Origin of the sequence: Spirosoma arboris (genome assembly GCF_009754945.1) — a bacterium.
Classification (GTDB): Bacteria; Bacteroidota; Bacteroidia; order Cytophagales; family Spirosomataceae; genus Spirosoma; species Spirosoma arboris.
The window spans coordinates 941,624-962,710 of record NZ_WPIN01000001.1; the positions used below are offsets into that span (position 1 = coordinate 941,624).

Annotated in this window: 16 protein-coding genes and 1 pseudogene; 4 read left to right on the top strand and 13 right to left on the bottom strand. The window is 47.3% G+C overall.

All coding sequences use genetic code 11. The features are described 5' to 3' along the window. Positions 1 to 66: 66 nt before the first annotated feature. The 4 genes from GO755_RS03785 to GO755_RS03800 all read right to left on the bottom strand — a co-directional run bounded on the left by GO755_RS03785 (position 67) and on the right by GO755_RS03800 (position 3,663). A complete protein-coding gene (locus GO755_RS03785) occupies positions 67 to 1,032 on the bottom strand; it encodes an NAD-dependent epimerase/dehydratase family protein (RefSeq protein ID WP_157583215.1) in 966 nt (321 codons plus the stop codon). A 71-nt stretch (positions 1,033 to 1,103) separates the two neighbouring features. Continuing rightward, positions 1,104 to 1,682, bottom strand: coding sequence for a Crp/Fnr family transcriptional regulator (locus GO755_RS03790; protein WP_198174743.1), 579 nt, complete (start codon positions 1,680 to 1,682; stop codon positions 1,104 to 1,106). Positions 1,683 to 1,857: 175 nt separating this feature from the next. After that, entirely contained in the window at positions 1,858 to 2,766 is a 909-nt protein-coding gene (locus GO755_RS03795) for a helix-turn-helix domain-containing protein (RefSeq protein ID WP_157583217.1), read from the bottom strand. Positions 2,767 to 2,778: 12 nt separating this feature from the next. Next, positions 2,779 to 3,663, bottom strand: coding sequence for an NAD(P)H-binding protein (locus GO755_RS03800; RefSeq protein WP_157583218.1), 885 nt, complete (start codon positions 3,661 to 3,663; stop codon positions 2,779 to 2,781). 130 nt (positions 3,664 to 3,793) lie between these two features. On the opposite strand from GO755_RS03800, the gene GO755_RS03805 reads away from it, so the two are divergent. Then, positions 3,794 to 4,651: an AraC family transcriptional regulator gene (locus GO755_RS03805; protein WP_157583219.1), complete on the top strand. Its 858-nt coding sequence runs from the start codon at positions 3,794 to 3,796 to the stop codon at positions 4,649 to 4,651. A 77-nt stretch (positions 4,652 to 4,728) separates the two neighbouring features. Continuing rightward, positions 4,729 to 5,904: an FAD-dependent oxidoreductase gene (locus GO755_RS03810; protein ID WP_157583220.1), complete on the top strand. Its 1,176-nt coding sequence runs from the start codon at positions 4,729 to 4,731 to the stop codon at positions 5,902 to 5,904. Between the two features lie 47 nt (positions 5,905 to 5,951). Here GO755_RS03810 and GO755_RS03815 read toward each other — a convergent pair whose 3' ends face one another. The 5 genes from GO755_RS03815 to GO755_RS03835 form a co-directional block, all read right to left on the bottom strand. After that, positions 5,952 to 6,992, bottom strand: a complete 1,041-nt coding sequence (locus tag GO755_RS03815; protein WP_157583221.1) for a hypothetical protein — start codon at positions 6,990 to 6,992, stop codon at positions 5,952 to 5,954. Between the two features lie 182 nt (positions 6,993 to 7,174). Further along, positions 7,175 to 9,670: a TonB-dependent receptor domain-containing protein gene (locus tag GO755_RS03820; protein WP_157583222.1), complete on the bottom strand. Its 2,496-nt coding sequence runs from the start codon at positions 9,668 to 9,670 to the stop codon at positions 7,175 to 7,177. 144 nt (positions 9,671 to 9,814) lie between these two features. Beyond that, positions 9,815 to 10,585, bottom strand: coding sequence for a LytR/AlgR family response regulator transcription factor (locus GO755_RS03825; protein WP_157583223.1), 771 nt, complete (start codon positions 10,583 to 10,585; stop codon positions 9,815 to 9,817). A gap of 83 nt (positions 10,586 to 10,668) precedes the next feature. Beyond that, on the bottom strand, positions 10,669 to 11,790 hold the full coding sequence (locus GO755_RS03830) for a sensor histidine kinase (RefSeq protein ID WP_157583224.1): 1,122 nt from the start codon (positions 11,788 to 11,790) through the stop codon (positions 10,669 to 10,671). Positions 11,791 to 12,025: 235 nt separating this feature from the next. Next, complete coding sequence (locus tag GO755_RS03835; RefSeq protein WP_157583225.1) at positions 12,026 to 13,678, bottom strand: carboxylesterase/lipase family protein; 1,653 nt, start codon at positions 13,676 to 13,678, stop codon at positions 12,026 to 12,028. Between the two features lie 646 nt (positions 13,679 to 14,324). On the opposite strand from GO755_RS03835, the gene GO755_RS03840 reads away from it, so the two are divergent. After that, complete coding sequence (locus GO755_RS03840) at positions 14,325 to 14,723, top strand: helix-turn-helix domain-containing protein (protein WP_157583226.1); 399 nt, start codon at positions 14,325 to 14,327, stop codon at positions 14,721 to 14,723. A gap of 81 nt (positions 14,724 to 14,804) precedes the next feature. On the opposite strand, the gene GO755_RS03845 is transcribed toward GO755_RS03840, so the two are convergent. Then, positions 14,805 to 15,872 carry an alpha/beta hydrolase gene (locus tag GO755_RS03845; RefSeq protein WP_157583227.1) on the bottom strand — a complete coding sequence of 356 codons (1,068 nt, stop codon included), beginning with the start codon at positions 15,870 to 15,872 and terminating at the stop codon, positions 14,805 to 14,807. Positions 15,873 to 15,989: 117 nt separating this feature from the next. Further along, positions 15,990 to 16,490, bottom strand: a complete 501-nt coding sequence (locus GO755_RS03850; protein ID WP_157583228.1) for a cyclophilin-like fold protein — start codon at positions 16,488 to 16,490, stop codon at positions 15,990 to 15,992. A gap of 283 nt (positions 16,491 to 16,773) precedes the next feature. On the opposite strand from GO755_RS03850, the pseudogene GO755_RS42135 reads away from it, so the two are divergent. Continuing rightward, positions 16,774 to 17,153: pseudogene (locus GO755_RS42135) on the top strand (helix-turn-helix domain-containing protein); the annotation flags it as partial. A 126-nt stretch (positions 17,154 to 17,279) separates the two neighbouring features. Here the strand turns inward: GO755_RS42135 and GO755_RS03860 are convergent. Continuing rightward, positions 17,280 to 19,235, bottom strand: coding sequence for a PQQ-dependent sugar dehydrogenase (locus GO755_RS03860; RefSeq protein ID WP_157583229.1), 1,956 nt, complete (start codon positions 19,233 to 19,235; stop codon positions 17,280 to 17,282). A gap of 29 nt (positions 19,236 to 19,264) precedes the next feature. After that, positions 19,265 to 20,863 (bottom strand): carboxylesterase/lipase family protein, encoded by a 1,599-nt coding sequence (locus GO755_RS03865; protein WP_317165787.1) that lies wholly within the window; start codon positions 20,861 to 20,863, stop codon positions 19,265 to 19,267. Positions 20,864 to 21,087: the final 224 nt, after the last annotated feature.

The window sequence follows — 21,087 nt, forward strand, 5'->3', positions numbered from 1 at the left end:
GTACAGGGTAGGCTGGATTAATTAGAAGTCAAGTGTAATCACCGACTCTGCCTGGTGGCCCGTTTATTAACTGTTCATTAACTTCATTCCCTGCTGGATCGTGACAATGGGCTTATAGCCCAATTCCTCTCTGGCTCGTCTGTCTTTGAGGGTGAATTCTAAGCCCAAAGTATTAACAAGGGCTTTGTAGAGAGGTGGGTGACCGTTAAGTTTAAAGGTTTTCCAAACGAATTCCATTATCGTAGCTATAATTTTTGCCATGCCCAGAGAAACGGATTTATCGGGGAGAGTGACACCCTGGGTCGCCACATATTGACTTATAAAGTCTTTGAAAACAGGCGACTCTCCGTCGGTAATAAAATAGGCTTTACCACTGGGTATGGCTCTTTCGGCTAAAATAAGCGCATGACAAACATTCAGAACGTGGGCGGTAGACAGATGATGCTTGCCACCGCCAATCAACTGCATTTGTCCTTCTTTGATGGCCTCAAGAACGGCTGGCAGGATGTTGTTATCACCTTTTCCCCAAATCATGGGCGGCCGGATGGAGATGGTTTGAAAGTCGTTGGTATGGGCTTGCAGAACCAGTTGCTCGGCTCGTAGTTTGGTTCTTGAATAACCATCAACGATATGATCAGACTGGAAGGTCTCATCAGCGTTCTCGATTGGCTTACCATTCATAATGACTGAGGAGGCACTCAAATCGATAAACTTCTTTACGCCTGCTTCTTTGGCCGCCGACAAGAGCAGTTTGGTGGCCTGAACATGAATTTTTTCCAGCTCTTCTTCGGAAGCAAAAAAATTCACCGAACCGGCTAGATGAAAAACGGACTCACAGCCTTTTAGACCCTGAGCCAATTGCTGGGCGTCGGTTAAGTCGCCACGAACAGCAATAGCTCCAAGCTGTTCTACTTTTTGGACGGCCTGGGGTGAACGGGCTAACGCTTTTACCTGATAGCCTTCCTCAATGAGCATGGGAATCAGGTTTTGACCCACAAAACCCGATCCTCCCGTTACAAATACCTGTTTCATACCTGGCTTACATTTAAAGCCAAAGTTGGGAAGGCTAGCCGGTACAAAACGTTTACAAAAGACAAGAACGCTTAAGGTTTCGTGATAATGCGTTTACGGATGCGGCTCAGGGAAGTAGGGGTGATGCCCAAATACGTGGCGAGCATATGTTGAGGCACTCGCTGTAAGATGTCAGGGTTTTGCGACAGTAATTTGACGTAGCGCTCCTCTGGGTTGTCTAAGATATACATTGTTAACGTCTGTTGAATTTGAATGAGGGTTAGTTCTAAGACTTTTCGAATAAATTCGTTCATCAACGGAATTTGACAATACAAGTGCTCTAAGTCTGCTTTTTTAAGAACAAGTAACTCACAGGGTTCCAGACATTCAATGATCTCCTGGCTATTGGTGCCCGTCATAAAGCTGTCAAAAGCAGCGATAAACGAGTTTGGTGTAGCAATGTAAACAGTGATCTGCTGGCCCTCTTTGACGAAGTATTTTCGGAGGCATCCCTTTAGGATAAAATAAAGTTCGTCTACCGGTTTGTCATAGGATACCAATTCTGTTTTGGCTTCCAGGTGCTTACTACCCAAAGCAGCCAGCAGAAGATCTTTGTCTGGCTGGGTGAATTTGACGTACCTATCTGTGTAAGTAAAAAATTGTTCCGTCATGAGAAGGACTCTATGTTTGACCATCCAAAAAGGATAAACATAAACAAAATGTGGGAATTATTCCGACATAGAGCCCTCACCACCAATCTCCGTCTGAATAAACGGCTGCACACCTTTTAGGTAGTGTTCTTCCTGAATTTGGCAGGCGATACGCCCACTCCTGGCTACCTTGTTTTTACGTAAACGCCTGCCTGAACTCAACCGGCGATAGATTAGTCTTGGTTTTGAACAACTTACTGAACGATTGCGGATGGTCAAAACCCAGCTCATAAGCGATCTCACTGACCGACAAAGCACTGGTTGACAGCTTTTCTTTCGCGGTTGAGATCAGCTTTTCATGAATATGCTGCTGGGTGCTTTGCCCAGTGAGCACTTTTAACAATCCACTCAGGTAATTGGGCGAAATATTCAGCTTTTCGGCAATGTAGACTACACTTGGTAAGCCATGTTTGCCTAAATCGTCACTGTTAAAATAGTCGGAAAGTACCTGTTCCAAACGGTCCAGCACCTTGTGATTCGCCATCTTACGGGTGATGAACTGGCGGTGATAAAAACGCTCGGTATATGTAAGCAGTAGTTCTAGTTGCGCGATGATGACATCCTGGCTGAATGTATCCACATTGGAGCGGCACTCCTGATCAATATGCTGCATAATGCCGATCAGGAGCTCTTCTTCTTTTGGCGACAGAAACAAAGCCTCATTTACCGAGTAATCGAAATACGCGTATTTTTTGATGGTTTTGGCCAGCGACGTATTCCAGAGAAAATCGGGATGGATAAGCAAGTGCCATCCCGTAGGCTGCTGTACCTGTGTATGATCGGTCTCCACCCTCAGAACTTGGCCCGGCGACATGCAGAACATGATGCCTTCATCGAAATCATAGTCCTGCTGCCCGTATTTCATCTTCACATTAAAATTCCGTTTAATGGCAATCGAATAGAAATCCATGATCCGGCTTAACGGCGCAGTGCACTGTCGTTTAATATCCTCAAACCTCGTCACACTCACCAGCGGATGCTCCGGCTTTGGCAGTTCCATAAACTGGTGATACTCGCTGATCGTTTTAATGCGTATGGGCTGCATAATGCAATGTACTTAATTACGATTATAGGCTGCGGCAAATTCTGTGATAAACTCTGGTAGTTTTACCTTGCCAAGCGCAGGCTTGTGCTTTTCATAGTCAGCGCGTAACAAACCGGTATGGATGGCAGCACCTAGTTCAACCAGCAGATCGGTAATGACCGGTGGTCTGCCTTGCTCCAGCATGCTGTTTCTTACCTGCTCGTCGGTAAACGTTACCCATTGCAGGTCAGGTTTGCCAATGGCTTCGCCAATTAATTTTGCTACCTCGCTGCAAGTGCGTTCATCACTGGCGATGTAACGTACTTTATTTTGAGGGTTTGCCGCTGTAAGTTCCTCAGCTGCAACGGCTGCAATATCCAGTGGAGAAACCATTACCAGTTTATCATCGCTACCAAAGTTGGTCCCAATAACCCCCTGCCTTTTTATCATACCCAAAAAATTGTACAGGTTATAGTAAAAATAGCCAGGACGGAGGCAGGTAACGGCAACACCATTCAGTTCATTCAAAATATCCTCAGCCTGGTGCGATCCTACAATAATGCCTGAACCCTTTTCCAGATCGGCGCCATAACTGCTCAGGTAAACGATGTGTTTAACAGCTGCGCTTTTTACGGCTTCGGCATAAGCATTGGCCACGTTGCGATAATAGCCGATCATATCCGTAGCGCCAAAATTGGGTGGTGTCATCCCATAAACGGCGTCAGCACCGGCAAATGCAGTTTTCAGAAACGCCACATCCTCTACCGATCCAATGGCTGCTTTTGCCCCTAACGCTTCTAGTTCCTGCTGTTTATCAGCTTTGCTGCTGATGATAGTTACCTCATGGCCTTTGGCTATCAGCTCCTGCGCAAGCGGCTTGCTTATGTTGCCTAACGAGCCAGTTATTATAATTTTCATAATGCTTTTGTGCTATTGTTTTGATACGGCAAATGTCTCGAGCAATAGCTAAGCCCTCATCACCAAATCTCAGATTGTTGTAGCCGAATATCACATAAGCCGACTGAAGTTACCTTTGTGTCTCAAAACGATGTCCCAGAAAAACAAAGATATCCCTGTTATCAAGTTGCCTGATGGAATTGGCGAAGGAATAATCATTGCCAGAGCATCGTTTAATAGTTCATCCGATTTCAAGGAAGTAGCGCGAGCGCACCGGGACGGTGGACATTCCTTCTTTCTGCAGGAAAAAGGAGTTACTCATATCGAAGTTGACTTTCAACTATATGAAGTAGAAGCTCCAGCGGTTCTGTACATGCATCCCAGCCAAGTACATCGTGTAGTCGAGTTTAAAAATGCAACGATTAGTAGCTGGATCATCACCAACGAAAATCTTCTACCAGAATATCTGCACGTATTAGAAGAGATCTCACCAGTCAATCCCCTGTCGCTGGAAACAGACGCGCTAGCCATTCTTTCACAAACCGCTTCGCTTTGTATCCAACTGTCCGAACGAAAGCAGGAGAAACTACACTACCAATTACTGAAAGAAAGCTGCAATCTATTAGTCGCCATAGTGGCCTCGCAGTATCTGGCCCAGGCAAAACCAACCCACAACTACTCCCGATTTGACCTGATAACCAAAGCGTTCAAATCCGAGCTGGAACGGCAGTTTACAACAGTGAAAAGCCCAGCCAGCTACGCTGAACACCTAAACATATCGACTCCGTATTTGAATGAGTGTGTCAAAATGACGACTGGTCATTCGGTTTCGTATCATATCCAGCAGCGTATTGTATTAGAAGCAAAGCGTCTGCTTCATCATTCCGAGAAATCGGTTAAGGAGATAGCCGCTGATCTGGGCTACGAAGATTACTCTTATTTTGTCAGGCTATTTAGTAAAGCTGCTGGAGTGACACCCTTAGTGTTTCGGAGTAAAAACCTCGATTAGTCCTATACTTACCACGTATCAATCTTGTGCGCCTTTTCACTAGTCTGTTCCTTTGTAGCCACTAAACGGATATACAAATGGACACACAGAAAGGATTGAATTTACTAGAAAACAAACGGATAGCCATTGTTGGAGGTGGCCCCGGTGGATTAACACTCGCCCTACTTTTACAACGTAAAGGGGCTGATGTGACCGTATATGAACGGGACTATAGCCCAGAAACACGTATCCAGGGCGCTATCGTTGATCTGCACGCTGACTCAGGCTTGAAAGTGATTAAGGCCGCCGGTTTGCTGGATGCGTTTAAAGCGGCTTATATGCCGGGGGCAGATAAATTCCGTACGCTTGATCAACACGCCAACATTTGCGTGGAAGAAGCTAGCCAAGGTACCGCTGCCGATTTTGAGGATGAACACTTCAGGCCAGAGATTGACCGAGGGGCACTTCGGAATGTGCTATTAAACGCTCTTTCGCCGGATACTGTGGTTTGGGATAGTCAGTTGACGAGCCTGGAAGAGGTGGCTACTACCTGGCACCTTACATTTAAAAATGGCACAACAGCAGTTGCCGATCTAGTCATCGGGGCAGACGGTTACCGGTCAAAAATCCGTCCGTATTTGACAGATGGGAAAGCCGTGTATTCAGGAGCAACCATCATCCAGGGAGAAATCGATCATCCTGAAAAAGATTGCCCTGAGATATATAAGTTGGTTGATAAAGCCAATCTCGTGGCCATCGGCGTCGGCAAATCCATTGCTGCCCAACCCAGAGGGGATGGGGGGCTTACGTTTTATGCTTCATCACTTTACGCCGAAGACTGGCTTAAAACCAGTGGCATTGATTTTACGAACCAAGACGAAGTGTATGCTTATCTAGTTGATTTTTATGAAGGCTGGAACCCGGTATTTTATACACTTTTTAAAGCTTGTAACCACTTTGTGCCACGGCCTTTAACCTATTTCCCGTTGGATCAACCCTGGGCTACTCAATCAACTATCACCCTGATTGGCGATGCGGCTCATTTAATGCCCCCATCCGGTGAGGGCGTCAATACGGCCATGCTGGATGCGTTGGATTTAAGTGAGTGCCTGACCAATAGTGAATTCGCTGATTTACAAACGGCTATTGCTGCTTATGAAGGCCAAATGCGGGCCAGGGCTGTTATCCTGTTAGCAGAGTCCCTGGGCGGGATCAAGGAATTTGCTTCTCCCTCTGAGGCCTCCGTTAAAGAACTCGTACCGCTGTACAATTAAAAAGGTTCTTAACGAATTGACTACTGTATTAGTGACGATCTTATCTTTTATTGACAACCCGTGTAGGTATAGCTAATCGTAGTCAGGTCAGGCTGTTGCGCCCCGTTGGTTAAGGTTTGACTAGCTTGTTTTGTGCTCAAAATGTAGCCCCCTGCGTTGAGTTGATTCTCGAACGTCTGCTCACTATACTGGACCATTTGGTGTTGATTATTTGCCGAATAAGCGCGGTAGCGCGTCAACAAACCCGGCTCTCCGAAGAGAGAAAGCACAGTAGGATGCCCTTTAAAAGCCAGCAGGCTTGATTCGGCCGGCTGGCCCGTTTGCCATTCCTGCGTGTAGTAAGTACTCAGGCTATCATTGATGTATTCCTGGTGCTTGATTAGGCGTCGGTTCGTATCGTACTCGTTGACTTGCACCAGCGTGCGGGCGGCTCCACTACCATCCGTTCCTGGAAAAGTCGCTTTGACCACCAGGCCATCTTGTAGCTCGAACACATAGCCACTGGTCAGTACAAGGGCTTTACCATTCTGATAGGTAATACTTTCCCCATTGCTGCTGGTTTGTTTGATAAGCTGGCCGGAGCCATCATAGGTATACGAAGTAGTCGTGACATTGGTTTGTTGCTGAGGACCGCTGGTGATATGGGAATCATAGATAACGTCCGTCTGGATGTAGTTAGTCAACCGCTCATTGGCGTAGGAATAGGTTTTAGTCGATACGTAATGATACTCGGATGGCTTTCCGGCAAACATGTATTGTTGATGGAGGTCCGTCACAGAACGGGTCAGAAAACCAGCGGCATCGTAGGTATAGGTATCGGTGGTGGTCGTTTTGTCGCTAGCGACCGTCGAGGAGTTGCTCTGACTAATCTTGGTTTTGTTGGTCAGATTTCCCTGGGCATCGTAGGCGTAATCGAGTTGAATAGTCCCATCGTTCCCCTGGCTGTGGAAAGTGCTCGCTGAATGCTGAATGCGGCAACCATTGGCAACAGTCACTTCGTTATCCTTTTTGGTGCCACAGCCCGCGCTCAGCCAGTTGAGGCCAACCCCTATGAGTGTTAGTCGGATAATAACTTGGATCGTTTTCATGCTTAGTCAAGTAAGGTTTACTGGCTAAGACGTAAAAACGTATCCAAACGCTGGCCGCTAGAGAGGTGATATAGTGGAATAAATAGAATCAGACCGTAATAACCGCTTCAATGGTTTTATCCAGAAACGGTTATTACGGCGACGGGCAAAAGTGTAGCAATCGCCCTAAGTAGGTTAAGGAATCAATTTTCCTCGCTGAGGGATTTATTCTTCTTCACCTTGGCTCCGTTCAGGCTACCAAATTTATAGCTGAATGTGGCCCGGACACTGGAATTATAAATGTACTGGTGAAAGTCCTGATTAAACTGGGCGGAGTTCAGCACCGATGTAAAGCCCATGCCACGCGTAAGAAAGTTCTCCGCCACGATGCCGATGCTTCCCCGTTTATTCGTAAAACTTTTCCGGGCTCCCAGCGAATACTGCGCGAAGCCAATTCGGTAGCCTTGCAGGGCAATATCTTTACCCCGGTAGCCGATGTTGGCCTGTAATACCCACCCTTTATCGAGTTGCATTTGCGTATCCATGCGCCCACCCCAACGAAAGCCCTGATTGCTGATCGTGGTCGACAGACCATTAATATCCAGCGCCAGCCCCTGAATAAAGCGGTACATAATATCGAGGTTGGCATTCACGCTCCACCGGGGAGTAATGTTGATCGTAGCAAACAAATTCGTGCCATAATTGTATTCCTTACCCAGGTTAGTCACCCGTGTTACAACGGCACCGACTAATGTATCCGAACGCTGGCTAATCGACTGAATATCATCGGTATTTAGTCGGGTGTAGAGCGAAAGGTTCAGGTACGTTTTCTTTACCTGCGTACTATACCCGATTTCAATCCGGTCTACGGTTTCAGGCTTTAAATACGGGTTCCCGACGCGGATATTAAGCGGGTTGGCCGTATTGAAGTTAGGATTCAGGTCGTCGATAAACGGTCGGCGGATACGGCGGGTATACCCAAACTTAAGACTGCTACTCTCTCCAACTTTTTTACCTATATTGATGCTGGGCAATAAACGACCATAATTGGGAATCGAAATATCGGTTGGTACGCCCGTACTCCCTCCAGTCTGCGCCTGAATACTGGTGTATTCATAACGGAAACCGGGCTTAATAACGACTCCACCGGGCAAGGTAAATGTGGTAGACAGGTAGGCTGCTGCAATGTTCTGGTCATAATTGAGTAAACCCGACGGGCGGCTGGGATCAACAGCATAGTCGGATGTGGGGCCTGCCAGCAGATAGTTATAGTCACTGGTTACGCGCCGAAGCGTATTTTTAGCGCCGAACTCTACCTGGAGCAGTTTGCTGACCGGAGTTTGGTAATCGGCCTGAAGAATAAATTCCTGGTTGGTGGCATCGTTCAGGTTTTGTTGCCGGGTCTTGATCAGTCCCAGCGTATCCAGGTTATTAGCCTCGAAATTGTTGGTCAAATTACTCCGGCTATACTGCGTTGAAAAGCTTAACTCTTTAGATGAGCCCTCATAGGTATGCAGGTAGTCAATGTTGACATCGATTGAATTGGATAGATTCTGCGTGTTCACGTCCCGTTTAGAGGGAGTAGCTACCTGTTCGCTGGAAAGCGTGTTGGTTAGCTGATGTTGATCCATGCTTAAATTCCGGATACCCAGCCGAACTCCCCCTGTTAGCGATTGATTTTTCGCCAGATCATAATCCAGTCCTAACGCATATTGAGCAAAGGTGCCTTTGTCGAAGGCGTCGATCCGTTGATGGGTCTGAACCGGTGTTGCTCCTGATGCCAGAAACGTTGTTTGATCCAGATCAGAGGCTGACGGGTTATAAATGACTCGACCATTCCCGTTAAGATTCAGGCCCAATTTTCCTTTTCGGAAACTGCCATTTAAGCCCAGCGTTGAATTGCGGTTACCCGTCCCACCATCAACGTCGAGGTGCAGGCCCTGAAGCGTATTCTTCTTGGTGATAATGTTAATAATTCCCCCGCTCCCCTCGGCGTCGTATTTCGCTGAAGGTGAGGTAATGACCTCCACCGTTTTGATCAAGTCGGCCGGAATTTGCCGGAGCGCATCAGCCAGATTCCCAGCCAGAATGGAGGAGGGTTTATTGTTGATCAGCACCCGCACGCTGGTACTACCTTGTAGTGAGACGTTCCCTGTCGGATCGACCGATAACATCGGCACTTTTTTCAGAATGTCAGTAGCATCGCCCCCTTTAGCCGCCACATCATTGTCGGCATTATAAATCAGCCGATCCACTTTATCTTCCACCAATGCTTTCTTGCCCGCTACAGTTACTTCGCCCAATGTACGTGTACTGGCGCTGAGTCGAATGACGCCAATATCTTTGGTTTGGCCCTTGCTTAAAATAATATTGTCAACGGACTTGGCCGTATATCCCAAAAATGAAATCAGTAGCCTGTAGGTGCCGGGCGCTAATTTGGTGAGGGTAAATTTTCCTTTTTCATCAGCCACTGCTCCATCTACCAATTTACCTGAATTGATTTCATACAAAGCCACGTTGGCAAATTCGACCGCTTTGGTCATGGTTGAATCAATGGCATATCCCGTAATTTTGGCGTTCCCTTTCGGAGTTACCTCCGAGATGCCCGGTTTAGGTTGATCGGCAGAAGGAGTGACAGATTGCGCTATGAGGTGGCCAGTAACGAGAAAACTAAGAAGTGTGTAAAAAATGTGTCGCATTAGCGATGTGTTTAACAGGTTGCGTTTGATCGATACAAAGAGAAGTACTATCAGGAACCTGTACTAAAAAATAGCGGTAGAAGGCCAATATCGGTGGTTAAATACCTAAAATCGACCGCTAAAAAGCAACGATACCTATACACTTTATTTACCCATCCATTCTTTAAAACTAGTCACTCGATCGAGGCTGACAAATACCTCCTGGCGGGGTGAAGGCGAAAGTTCTACTTTGAGTTTGCTACCCGAATAGGCATAAACCGATTTAATGGCCGATGTGCTGACCAGAAACGAGCGATTGACCCGAAAAAACTGATCGGGATCGACTAATTGCCCTAATCGGTCCAAACTAAAATCTATCGACACAGGAATACCCACATGAGGGGTTAGATAAGTTGCCTTATCCTCGAAAAAGAAGTAGGCAATCTCCTCCGTTCGAATACTTTTAAGTCTGGGCCCAATGCTCACCATAAACCGATCTCGGTAAGAAGGTGGGTCCAGTTTTTTCATCAACTGGGCAAAAACTGTCGTATCAAGTAAAGCCGTCGACTGGGTTTGGCGCACCAACTTGAACTTATCGATAGCGGCCGCTAGCTCATCGAATTCAAGGGGTTTTAGTAAATAGTCGATGCTATTGGCCTTGAAAGCCCGTAAGGTATATTGGTCAAAAGCAGTCGTAAAGATGATCGGAATCGTTAGGTTCAACTCTTGAATCAGGCTGAATCCCAGGCCATCTTCCAGGTGAATATCCAGAAAAATTAAGTCGGGCTGAAGCGGTTGCGGTGTACTAAACCACTGGATCGACTTGCTGACCGATGGCAGTTTAGCCAGCACACGAATCTGAGGGTCATATTCATGCAGGAGTAGTTCCAGGCCCTGGGCCGTCAGGGGCTCGTCTTCAATAATGACTACGTTCATGCGCTTGAAGGATGAATGAGTGAAAGAGTGAATGAGCGAAAGAAGTTCACATTCGCTCATTCACTCTTTCATTCTTTCGCTCTTTACATTAAAAGTGGAATTTTTACGATGAATACATTCGTCAGATCCTCAATCAATACAGGTCGATTGGTCAGAAGTTGGTAGCGTTTGGTAATATTTTGCAAACCCAGCCCGGTTGATTCCTCGGTTTGGAGACGAGGCCGAATCAAATTGCTGATGAGCAAATAATCCTGCACAATTTCGAGGGTGACCAGCAGCGGTACATCGGTTGACATTTGATTATGTTTTACCGCGTTCTCAATTAACAACTGAAGCGTCAGGGGAGCAATGCGGTATTGTTCGGCTATTTCCGGGGGAATATCCGTAATGACTCGAAATTTATCGCCAAAGCGAATATGCAGCAAAAATGTGTAAGCACTTACGAAAACCAATTCTTCCTGAAGTTTGACCGATTGAGCATCATATTGCTCTAAAACATAGCGATACGACTTTGCCAACTGCCCCACAAACTGGATGGAGAGTTTAGGGTTTACCGCAATGAGCGTCGACAGAATGCTGAAGCTATTGAACAAAAAATGCGGATTAACCTGATTTTTTAAGGCGACAAATTGAGCCTGAGCGGCCTCCTTCTGTAGTTTTTCTGCTTTGACACGTATGTCCTCCAACTGCCTGTAACTCCTGCGATTAGCGGCTAAATAAAACGCGGCTAACATGGCCAGGATGGTTAGCCCATTGTCTACTTTTTGCTGTTTGTTGCCCTGCGTAAATCGGTCGGATGGGCGAAGGTGAGTGGGCGAATGCGTTGATGTTGAGCCCTGTATGAGTTCCAGGCTTTTCATCCCCTCCCACAGGCGATAGAAACCCATGTTAAATAAAACGGCTAATCCACCCGCGATGAGTAAGGTAGCCAATTGAACGGGCAAATTGAATTCGGTGCGGAAGCCCTTCGGAAACAGGCTGAATATTCGTTGATGAAACCAATCGGAAACAGTGATCCACAAGCCGAAGAAGAGGATGGTAACCACAATCTCCATGATCCACAACGGCCAAATCCGCCCTAGCAGCCCCAGAGAAAACTGGTTAACAGCGACATAGAGTCGAATGGGCCAGTAAATAGCAAAAACGGTTGTTGCCAGTTGCCATCGTTGTCGATTCGTTAGGCGGTCAGTGGCGATTTCTGCCATTCTTGTTGATATAAAACACGAAGTAATTAAGCAAAATTATTGAACACAGAGCGGTTCGCCGTTACGACACGGAGGACATGAACAATCAACAAGGTATAAGTAATCAAGCAGCATAAAATGATGCTTTAGTTTGTATGACCCCTACAGGGTCAAATGTTTATAGAAAGGCCAATTTGCTATAAACATTTGACCCTGTAGGGGTCATATCAGGCAGTATAATGGGCTGTCTATATTCTTAAGGCGTACGGGTCACAGACGCGGTGGCTAGCGCCTGAATCTCTTTGTCGGGGTGCGATTTGATCACGCACTGATTGTCGAATAACATCGTCGTTCCGCTGGCTTCCGTATATGGTTTCCAGGCGGGTAATTCTTTGTAGTTCGGATTGCCCGTGCGAGCGAAACTAACCCACGATTGACTCATTTTACGGGCCAGCTCATAGGCATCTTTACCACCGCCCGTCATTTCTTCACAGCGGGCAACATTGTTGAACACAAACGGAATCTCCATGCAGTGAACAGCCTTGTAAGCCCCATCCAGCACGGGCGATTGCCAGGTGAACAGATATACGTACACCGGTGCCGTAGTATGAGCCGATTTTAAATTAGCCAGCTTGAGCGTATTGCTTCGGAACCGATCATCGATGTCGATCAGATCACTGGCTTTCGTATCGGTTGGGTAGGCCTTTTTAACCGCTTCGATATAGGCGTCCGTTTTATCACCGAAGCGTTTTTGCAGTTGCGCTTTCGCCTGCTCGGGAGTCGCATTCCGCAGGTTGCCACTCAGCGAGGCCATAAATTCGTTTTTGGTCGAACCAACCAGAAGCGGTACATAGCTGGAAATGGCCAGCGCTTCGGGCTGAACAGGTTGGTAAGGTAAAAACGAGCCATCGCGGGAAGGACCCCAGCCCAGGCCCGTTACCGGCTTACCTTCAGCAACCAACTGCTGACGGACTTTCTGTATGGCACGACTGCCAGCGGCCGCCAGTTTTTCGTAAGGAACCGTCTGAAGTGAATCAACCTGGCTGGCATTGAAACCCAGCTCTGCCAGAACGGCTTCACCCACCCGATGCGTCAAATCGCGTTCCTGGAATTGAGGGGCCGTTCCACTTTCGGCGATGGCTTTATGAATCAATCCTTTGGCCGAGGGTGTGTACATGAGCGTCGATACCTTACCCCCTCCACCAGATTGCCCGAAAATAGTCACATTGGATGGATCGCCCCCAAACTGATCAATGTTCGCCTTCACCCATTGTAGAGCCGCCACCAAATCCATCATGCCCACATTGGCCGACGATTTGTATTTATCACCATAATCGGACAAATCCAGAAAACCCAGAATATTGAGCCGATGATTAACCGACACCAGCACCACATCGCCCGTACGGCTCAAATTTTCGCCATCATAGGACGGTAATTCCTGCGACGAACCGGCCGAATACCCACCGCCGTGCAGCCAGACCATAACCGGGCGTTTGCGCGTAACGGCACTCCCAGAGGTAGCTACCTGGGGCGACCAGACGTTTAGCCGCAGGCAATCTTCGTTGGCGTAACCCCAGTCATGGTGATAGACAAACTCACTTTCGTCGTTTACCTGACTGGTCGGCGTCATAATGGGGCAAACCGGACCATAGGCCATCGACGAGCGCACACCCGTCCAGGAGTCCGGTTTGGAAGGAGCCATAAACCGTTTGGCTTTGGCATATGGAATCCCTTTGTAGGTGTAAATGCTATTGTGAATATAGCCTCTGACGGAGCCAGACTCCGTTTTAACAATAGCTGTCTGGCTACCCGTCACCAGGGGCGATCCGGTCGACGCCGTTTTTTGGGCGGTGACCGATAATGAGCTGACTACTAAAAGAGTCAATAAAAAGTTAGGGTTTAGGTTCATCGTTGTTAGGAATTTGTTTTGATGTTAGGAAGCTACTAATACGGATTCTATTGATTCTATTCAATTAGTAGTCAGAGTAATAGAATCCAAAGGATCAGCAAAATCTAAAGATCAACGTGACTACTTCGTCTCCGCAAAAAAATGCTGAATGGGAACAATGCCGTGAAGTTGATGAACAGGTAGCGGCACCGAAATAAAAAGATGACTAATGACGAGTTTATGTTGATCAATGACGGGTTTTCGTGGTTAGTGGATGATTTTTGTCGGTTAAGTACAATTTGTGGCTCCTGATTGAGAAAACCTGTGTCTCGCTTTTGGGCTGGAAATGGCGGTTAGCGATAAATCAAGGGACAGCGATGTGTAGGAATCGAATTCAATTTAGGAGTCCAACCTATCAGTCACCGAATTAGCCTGTGCTGGTTTGGTAGGGCTATTGAGGACTTCAGGCCTTATTTGTGATGCCTCAGTCAAGTTTTGCGGGTATTGGATAGTAGGATTTTCTCACCTACTTAGTGCAATTCTCATTTCCCCATTTTCTATGTGAATTCACATAGAAAATGGGCATAGTTTTATGCATTATTTATCTATAGTAAATGGGGAATTAAGTAATTAAGCAAAATAAGATTATATTAACTACCTGGGCCTCATGAGCCGAAAAGAAAAGGATATTGAATTGACCGAAAGTGAGCGGCTGACCTTGCGAGAAGGGTCAAAGCATCATCCTAAAACTGAGTTTAGAGAAAAATGTCAAGGCCTGCTCTTAAATTACTCTGGAATGAGTTTTAAGAAAATAGCTACTTATTTAGATGTCAATCATAATACCGTAGGCAACTGGGTAAATGCTTGGGAAACTTTTGGGCTTGTTGGTCTAACATGCCGAAGTGGGCAAGGTCGTAAACTTATTTTAAATACTACCAATACCACTCACACGCAATTGATCGATAAAGCAGTGGAAGCCCATTCGCAAAATGTGAAAGCGATCCAAGCCGAATTAGTAAAAGAATTGAATACATCCATGAGTTCGGATACAGTTAAACGCTTTTAAAAAAATAATTATTCATGGGTACACCGTCAGATGCGTCGCCATGAATAATTATTTTTGTCAAGTATATAATTGCCTTATTAATTAATCCAGCTTTTTGTCCTTCAAAAATTTGCTCATCAGATCCGCCACTTGTAAATTGTTCAGATCGGAGAAAGGAAAATGCGTATTGCCTTTGAGGCCAACCTCGGGCAAGTGAACGACGGTGACGTCACCTCCATGCCGATTGACAGCATCGCGCCATAACCGGGCCATCACCATCCGAGCCCGCCAACCGTCCGTCCCCGGATTGTCGCTTGGTTTTTCCGGGATGAAGTCACCGTAATAAATAATGATTGGGATCTTGGTAAGCTGCATAAATTGCGACATAGGCACACCTACGGCAGCCATTTGTCCACCGGCCATCTCAATAGGAGCGGGCACTTCCCCTTCTGGAAAAAGAAAACCACTGCCCGGTTCGTAGGCAACAATACCCTTAACATTCTGATTTTTTATCGCTGTTAGCCAGCCCATACCCCCTGAATGAGAGTGGGTGACCAGAACTCCTGGGCCAATTTTTTGAAACAGCGCAGCCGCTGCGTCCGTCGTTACCCCAATATCAATTGGCCCCACGTTGGGTACCATAGAGCGGAAATACTGATTCAGCGTAGCCGTGTCGCGTGCAAACTGTACTCCCTCGAAGTAGTTAGGCCATATACCGACCCGAAAAGTGCCAAACCATTGCTGCTCGTCAGGTGTAGGGTTGATGGTTCCTGCTGCGGTGCTACGGCCTGCGTTGCCACGTCGGGGTTGATCCAGTACATAAACACCGAAGCCTCGTCTTAGGAATATGTTCTGATACCCCTCCCGCCCGTCCGGCGTCGTTTCCCAGGTTTTAGAAAACTGACCGATTCCATGCCACATGACCAGCGGGTATTTACGCGCTTTTGGGGGAATCTGATAGAACACATAGGCATGATCACCATGGAAGGTTTGTCCGGCAGGTGTTGGCTTATACGGGTCAAATGTCCCAGGGCTAGCAATCACTTTTCCGCCAACGGCAAAACTTCCCTGTTCCTGTATCGTGATTAAGCCTGTTTTGCTGGTTCCACAGGCAGCCATAAACAAGGAAATTCCAGTTAGCAAAAGGAGTGCGTTCTTGTTTTGATTCATGTAGTTATATACAATTAAGTAGTCAATCAGTGCAGGTACAAAGCAGGAGGAAAAATCTCATTGAATATTGAGTTACCTCTTGTTTTGTACGTAGAATAAAAGTTTAGACCCGCCGATTTATTTCTTTTTAATAACCTCGAACGTCACGTTTATTGAATCCGGCCCTGTGAACAAGTCAATGCCTTTTTCTAATCTTGCCAAAACAATCAATCCCGCTTTTACTTCGTGATTATCCTGATTATAAAATGTAGCAATACCCCCGCCCAACCAGTACGATATATCGCCCTTTTGATACGTAGTTTTTATACTACCTTCTTTTGATAAAGACTGCGAAATACCACTGTATTTTTCCCGTTTACCCAGGTCATCCATGAGTAGGGTTAGGGGTAAGAGTTTTATAAAATCTCTCGTTGTTTTGCTATCAACAAAAGTGGCTATCCCCTCTTTCGTGCCCACCGTTATTTTTAAGGACAACCTGTCAAGCGGTTCGTCTATTTTTAGTTGGACAAGGCCTTTTCTTTCCAGTTCTGATTGGTCACGAATTATAGATCCAATTCCCCAAAAAGTCATTGGTATGATGAGCGAAATTGATAGTAATAAAATTGGTGCCTTATTCATTTGTTGAGGTCGATTAGTGATTTTTTTTGATCGAAAAACAGCTTTAGTCAGCCGCCATGTGAATTGTATGCTTGCGATCGAGTACGACAGATTGCTTGATGCACAGGTCTTTGCAAAGATCTCTACGATTCCCCTATCGGATTGTATATAAGTTACTGTTTTCAATACCAAAATCACTGATTCGATGGACAGCTCTGGGTATCCCTGGTTGGATATGATAAATTTGTCTAATACCCTGCTTATCTCATGGATATATGGCTGATACTCAAAAATTTGATACAGTTATTACGATCGGCAGTTTGTTGCCCGAGACCACGTCCACAAAAGCTTAATCGTTCAGTTCGACGAGTTGCTTTCGAGTTATTTTCAATTCGATAAGCCACGTACGCTGGGACTGCCAACGGTTGACTATTGTGCTGATCAACTGCATTAGCCGTCAATTATTTTGGGGATTTGATCAAAAAAGAAATCGGTGAAACGGCTCAGGAGTATATTCAGGCTAAGGTTATTGAGGTGGCGAAAGAACGAATATTTGACTCAAGCAAATCCGTGAGTCAAATCGCTTATGAACTGGGCTTCAAGTACCCCCAACATTTTATACGTTTATGTAAACAGCGAGTTGGGCAATCGCCTAACGTATATCGAATGTTGCACAATAATTAACTGCTAAACTACTAATCGAATCAGTAAAATGAGCGTTTAGTTAACTGATCCAAACGCTCATTTTCGACTAAGTTGCACGCTCATCTTGTGACTAAATGATTGGCATCAAACGCTACCTCTCCAGGACTACCTAACGCTTATAACAGAGCGGATCATACCATCACTTTTAGTCAGCACATACAGTTCTCCGTCATTATCTTCGGCTAACCGAAGGTCTATACGACCCGCACCCGCAATGAATGCTCTGCCCGGCAGGTTTGGGTTTGGGCCACCACGCTTTCGATACGTCTCTTCCGACAAGGTTCGTATCTGTGTGCCTAGTTCGTGGATCGGAGCCATCGTGAGTGGGTTACCATCATCGGCGGCTAGCAAATCCTTTAGTTTGGCATACCAGATACGGCCCGTCGTGATATCCCCGAACACTAGGGTGCCCTTCAAGGCTGCTATTCGTTTGCCCCGGTAAACAAAGCCATTGGCAATCGCGTCGCCACCGCCGGGCTTGTGGGGATACGCAATGACCGCATAGGTGGGCTTTATCGTGCCACGCTTCACTGAGTCTGAAACCAGAATGGGAATCACATCGTCCGTGGGTATCGGCTCCATACCGTTCGTCGATGACATACTCTGCGAGCCCTCGCGTAACGGATAGCCATAGTTCGCTCCTTTCTTGATGATCATCACAGTTTCCCAACTGACCAAGCCGATGTTGAAGGCCAGTAACACAGGCTGGCGGGGCCGGGCCGGGTCAATGTACCAGGTCAGCCGGTGCGGATTGCGCAGGCCTAAGGCCCATATTTCTTTGCGCGCACCCAAGACGGAGACAAATGGGTTGTCATTAGGTATCCGGTAGCGGCCATTCTCACTAAGAGTGCTGGTCGATACGTGCTCGTTCAGCGATGGAATGATGCGAAGTATTTTGCCCTGGTGCGTATCAAGCCGTTGTGTATACAATCGCATAGGACCTTGCCGCTCGCCCGTACCCGAATCCCCAACACCCAAATACATAATTCGCCAATCGGGGTCACCCGGCCGGGCTGCTGGATTGAAGGTGATCTCGTTGAGGGGATGCATATACGCTGGTGCATGCATACGTAACACTTCCCGGGCGGTCCCTTCGAACGTTGTGTTTCCGATTTGTCGATCTGTCCACTCTACAATAACCAGCTCACGTGAAGTCGGCGTATCTGTAGTAGACATTGGCCTGGTCAGCGCCGGTGTAGTTGAGTAGCCTGCCAGATCCAGGCCCGCTACAACGCCAGCCCTGGGCATTGTGCTCACTTGGGTTTCTGCGGGATTCTCCATATGGAGGGTATAGAAAATGCCATTGTGCGTGTAGTCTGGATCGAAGACGAAGTTCATCAGACCTGACGCGTAGCCTATGTTGGCGGCAAATCTGGGATATAGTCCGGTCTTATCGCCCCCGCCGTTGAAGTTCAGAAAGGGCATGAGTTGCTTGGTCTTCTTATCGAGTATATACAGCGGACCGTTCAGATCGTTGATGAAGGATCGCTGACTACCCGGTTCATCACGCAGGATGCTGCCACGCGCCAATAATCCCGTAACGCGATCTGCTGACATGTCGCCGGTGATGGGTAAAGCGATATAATCCGCTAGTTCAAGCGTGCGCTCTGGCGTCGACCCCACCGGTGCTGCTGCGGTTGGGGCTGCCGCCGTCGGTGCCGACGCCTGGGTTGAAGCCAGCGAGCGGACATAGGCGACTACGTTGCGAATCTCCGTATCCGACAGGCTTCCTGCAAAGGATGGCATCATCGTTGATGGAATGCCTTTCTTAATCACGGTGAAGATTTCGGCGTCGGTTGAACCGTGATCCCAGGCCTGATCGGTGAGGTCGGGCGGCTGCTTGCCCCCCTGCTCCGCAATGATAGAAATTTCAGCACCCGCCTTTACAGCTCCCTGAGCGCGGGCGCCATGACAATTCGCGCAGTTGACGGCATACAGACGCTGTCCATTAGTTAGGGGTTGCTGCTTTGCCCTTGTCTGCGCCTGGACAGATATCGTCCCTGCGGCCACCAGTAGGAACGATGCTAGTACATTGGTGAGGTTTACAATTAGTTGTTTCATTGTAGGGATTCTACTCCTGTTCGGCTGTTTTAATTTGCTTTTCCGTTCGTTACCGCTTTTTCAATAGCGTCTAATCTCGCTTTCCGTGTATCAGGTGTGGTCGCGGCCGTTCCATCGGATCGAAACTCAAATACCTCATTCTTCTTTGGATCATAAGCGGTCCAGGTAGGTAGTCCTTTGCCATTAGGGTTTCCGGTCTTAGCAAAGTTGGTCCAGTAGGTGTTCATCAAATGAGCCACTTCCTGGCTCTTGGGGGCAATGCTGGTTCCATTTCGACTGCTCAGGTTGTCAAATACGTAGGCGATTTCAGACGCGTGGGCAGCCCCGTATTTCATTCGTTCCTGCATGGATGGGTCGACATAGGAAAACATATATAAGTATGAGGGTATCCCATTGGCGACGAAGGCCTTCGCTGAGAATCGGGCTGGCTCCGCCCAAACCTTATCCGTATTAACCAGCGTGAGCATTTTAGCGATATCAGTTGTACCATCAGGATCATAGGCAGTGGCCATTTCACTTTTAACAGGCTCAAACAAAGCCAATAATTCTTCCTTCGATCGGGCATTGACAAAACCAGCTGGTACTTCAGCGCTATTCGATCCGATAAGTAATGGAACCCTCGCCTGCCTGCCTGCTTTAAAAGCGCTCTCTGCCGTTTCTACCACGAGCTTTCCATCGAGAATCGGACCTGAATACGTTGGTGGGCCACCTGGGCCTGCGGTTTCCTGTCCGCCATCAACTATCTCGGCGGCACTGAGTGCGCGGAGTTTAGCCAGCGCTGCTTCATCTACCCCTTCGATGCCATAGCGTTTGGCGAAGTTTACACCAATGGTTTCAGCTGACACGGGGTAATTGACATCGGCATTTTCTTTATTAATTGGCCGACCGGTAAGCACGCCGTCACGAGCACCACCCGATTCACTGATGGCCTTCTGAAAAAGGCCTTTCGCAGATGGTATGGACAGCAATGAGAGAACCGAGACCCCACCTGCTGACTCTCCGAAGATGGTCACGTTTTTTGGATCTCCGCCAAAGGCTGCAATATTGGTTTGAACCCACTTCAGCGCGGCAATCTGATCCATATAGGCGTAAGAGCCCTTAGGTTCCTCAGGGTGCTCGCGGCTCAGGGCAGGGAATGCGAAAAAGCCAAGACGACCCAATCGGTAATTGAAGGTAACTAAAATGACGCCTTGTTTGGCAAATTGAGTACCGTTATAACCCGGCTGAGAACCACTTCCGAATACGAACGCCCCTCCATAAATCCACACCATAACCGGAAGCTTTGCCTTCTCGGTAGCAGAAGCTGGTTTCCACAAATTGAGAAACAGGCAATCTTCAGATGAGGTGGTCGACATTGCGGGAGAACCCGGACCAAATCCTCGTTGTGGAGGTTCCGCTCCAAATTGACTGGCATCACGTTCTCCCTGCCAGGCAGCTACGGGTTGTGGTGGCCGCCAGCGATTAGCACCGACCGGTGGAGCTGCATAAGGAATCCCTTTGAAGCTGGTAACATCTCCCTCGGTCACTCCGCGCACAACACCAGAAGCCGTACGAACCTTTGGCACAGTTTGCTGCGCTTGTACAGTATAGGCAATCAGAAAGACAAATCCCAATACTAGTTTTTTCACGGTGATCTTGTTTAAAAAGTTAATTACATGACAGGTTTAGTAGATAGATGGAAGGGAGATAGCTTGCTGATATAGGTGATAGTATCTATCTTCCGCTAAGCATGTTCAGGTTCGTTGTAAAGATTAATAGCTATCAGGAAATCAATGGATTAATACTGGTTTGCCAGGCGTTTGGCTTGCACCGTATCAATCGTGACAAAGTTCTTGTTTATGCCTGGGAGGAG

Coding starts and splice junctions, on each gene's coding strand:
- GO755_RS03785 (WP_157583215.1), bottom strand. CDS start 1,032: ATGAAACAGGTATTTGTAACGGGAGGATCGGGTTTTGTGGGTCAAAAC.
- GO755_RS03790 (WP_198174743.1), bottom strand. CDS start 1,682: ATGACGGAACAATTTTTTACTTACACAGATAGGTACGTCAAATTCACC.
- GO755_RS03795 (WP_157583217.1), bottom strand. CDS start 2,766: ATGCAGCCCATACGCATTAAAACGATCAGCGAGTATCACCAGTTTATG.
- GO755_RS03800 (WP_157583218.1), bottom strand. CDS start 3,663: ATGAAAATTATAATAACTGGCTCGTTAGGCAACATAAGCAAGCCGCTT.
- GO755_RS03805 (WP_157583219.1), top strand. CDS start 3,794: ATGTCCCAGAAAAACAAAGATATCCCTGTTATCAAGTTGCCTGATGGA.
- GO755_RS03810 (WP_157583220.1), top strand. CDS start 4,729: ATGGACACACAGAAAGGATTGAATTTACTAGAAAACAAACGGATAGCC.
- GO755_RS03815 (WP_157583221.1), bottom strand. CDS start 6,992: ATGAAAACGATCCAAGTTATTATCCGACTAACACTCATAGGGGTTGGC.
- GO755_RS03820 (WP_157583222.1), bottom strand. CDS start 9,670: ATGCGACACATTTTTTACACACTTCTTAGTTTTCTCGTTACTGGCCAC.
- GO755_RS03825 (WP_157583223.1), bottom strand. CDS start 10,585: ATGAACGTAGTCATTATTGAAGACGAGCCCCTGACGGCCCAGGGCCTG.
- GO755_RS03830 (WP_157583224.1), bottom strand. CDS start 11,790: ATGGCAGAAATCGCCACTGACCGCCTAACGAATCGACAACGATGGCAA.
- GO755_RS03835 (WP_157583225.1), bottom strand. CDS start 13,678: ATGAACCTAAACCCTAACTTTTTATTGACTCTTTTAGTAGTCAGCTCA.
- GO755_RS03840 (WP_157583226.1), top strand. CDS start 14,325: ATGAGCCGAAAAGAAAAGGATATTGAATTGACCGAAAGTGAGCGGCTG.
- GO755_RS03845 (WP_157583227.1), bottom strand. CDS start 15,872: ATGAATCAAAACAAGAACGCACTCCTTTTGCTAACTGGAATTTCCTTG.
- GO755_RS03850 (WP_157583228.1), bottom strand. CDS start 16,490: ATGAATAAGGCACCAATTTTATTACTATCAATTTCGCTCATCATACCA.
- GO755_RS03860 (WP_157583229.1), bottom strand. CDS start 19,235: ATGAAACAACTAATTGTAAACCTCACCAATGTACTAGCATCGTTCCTA.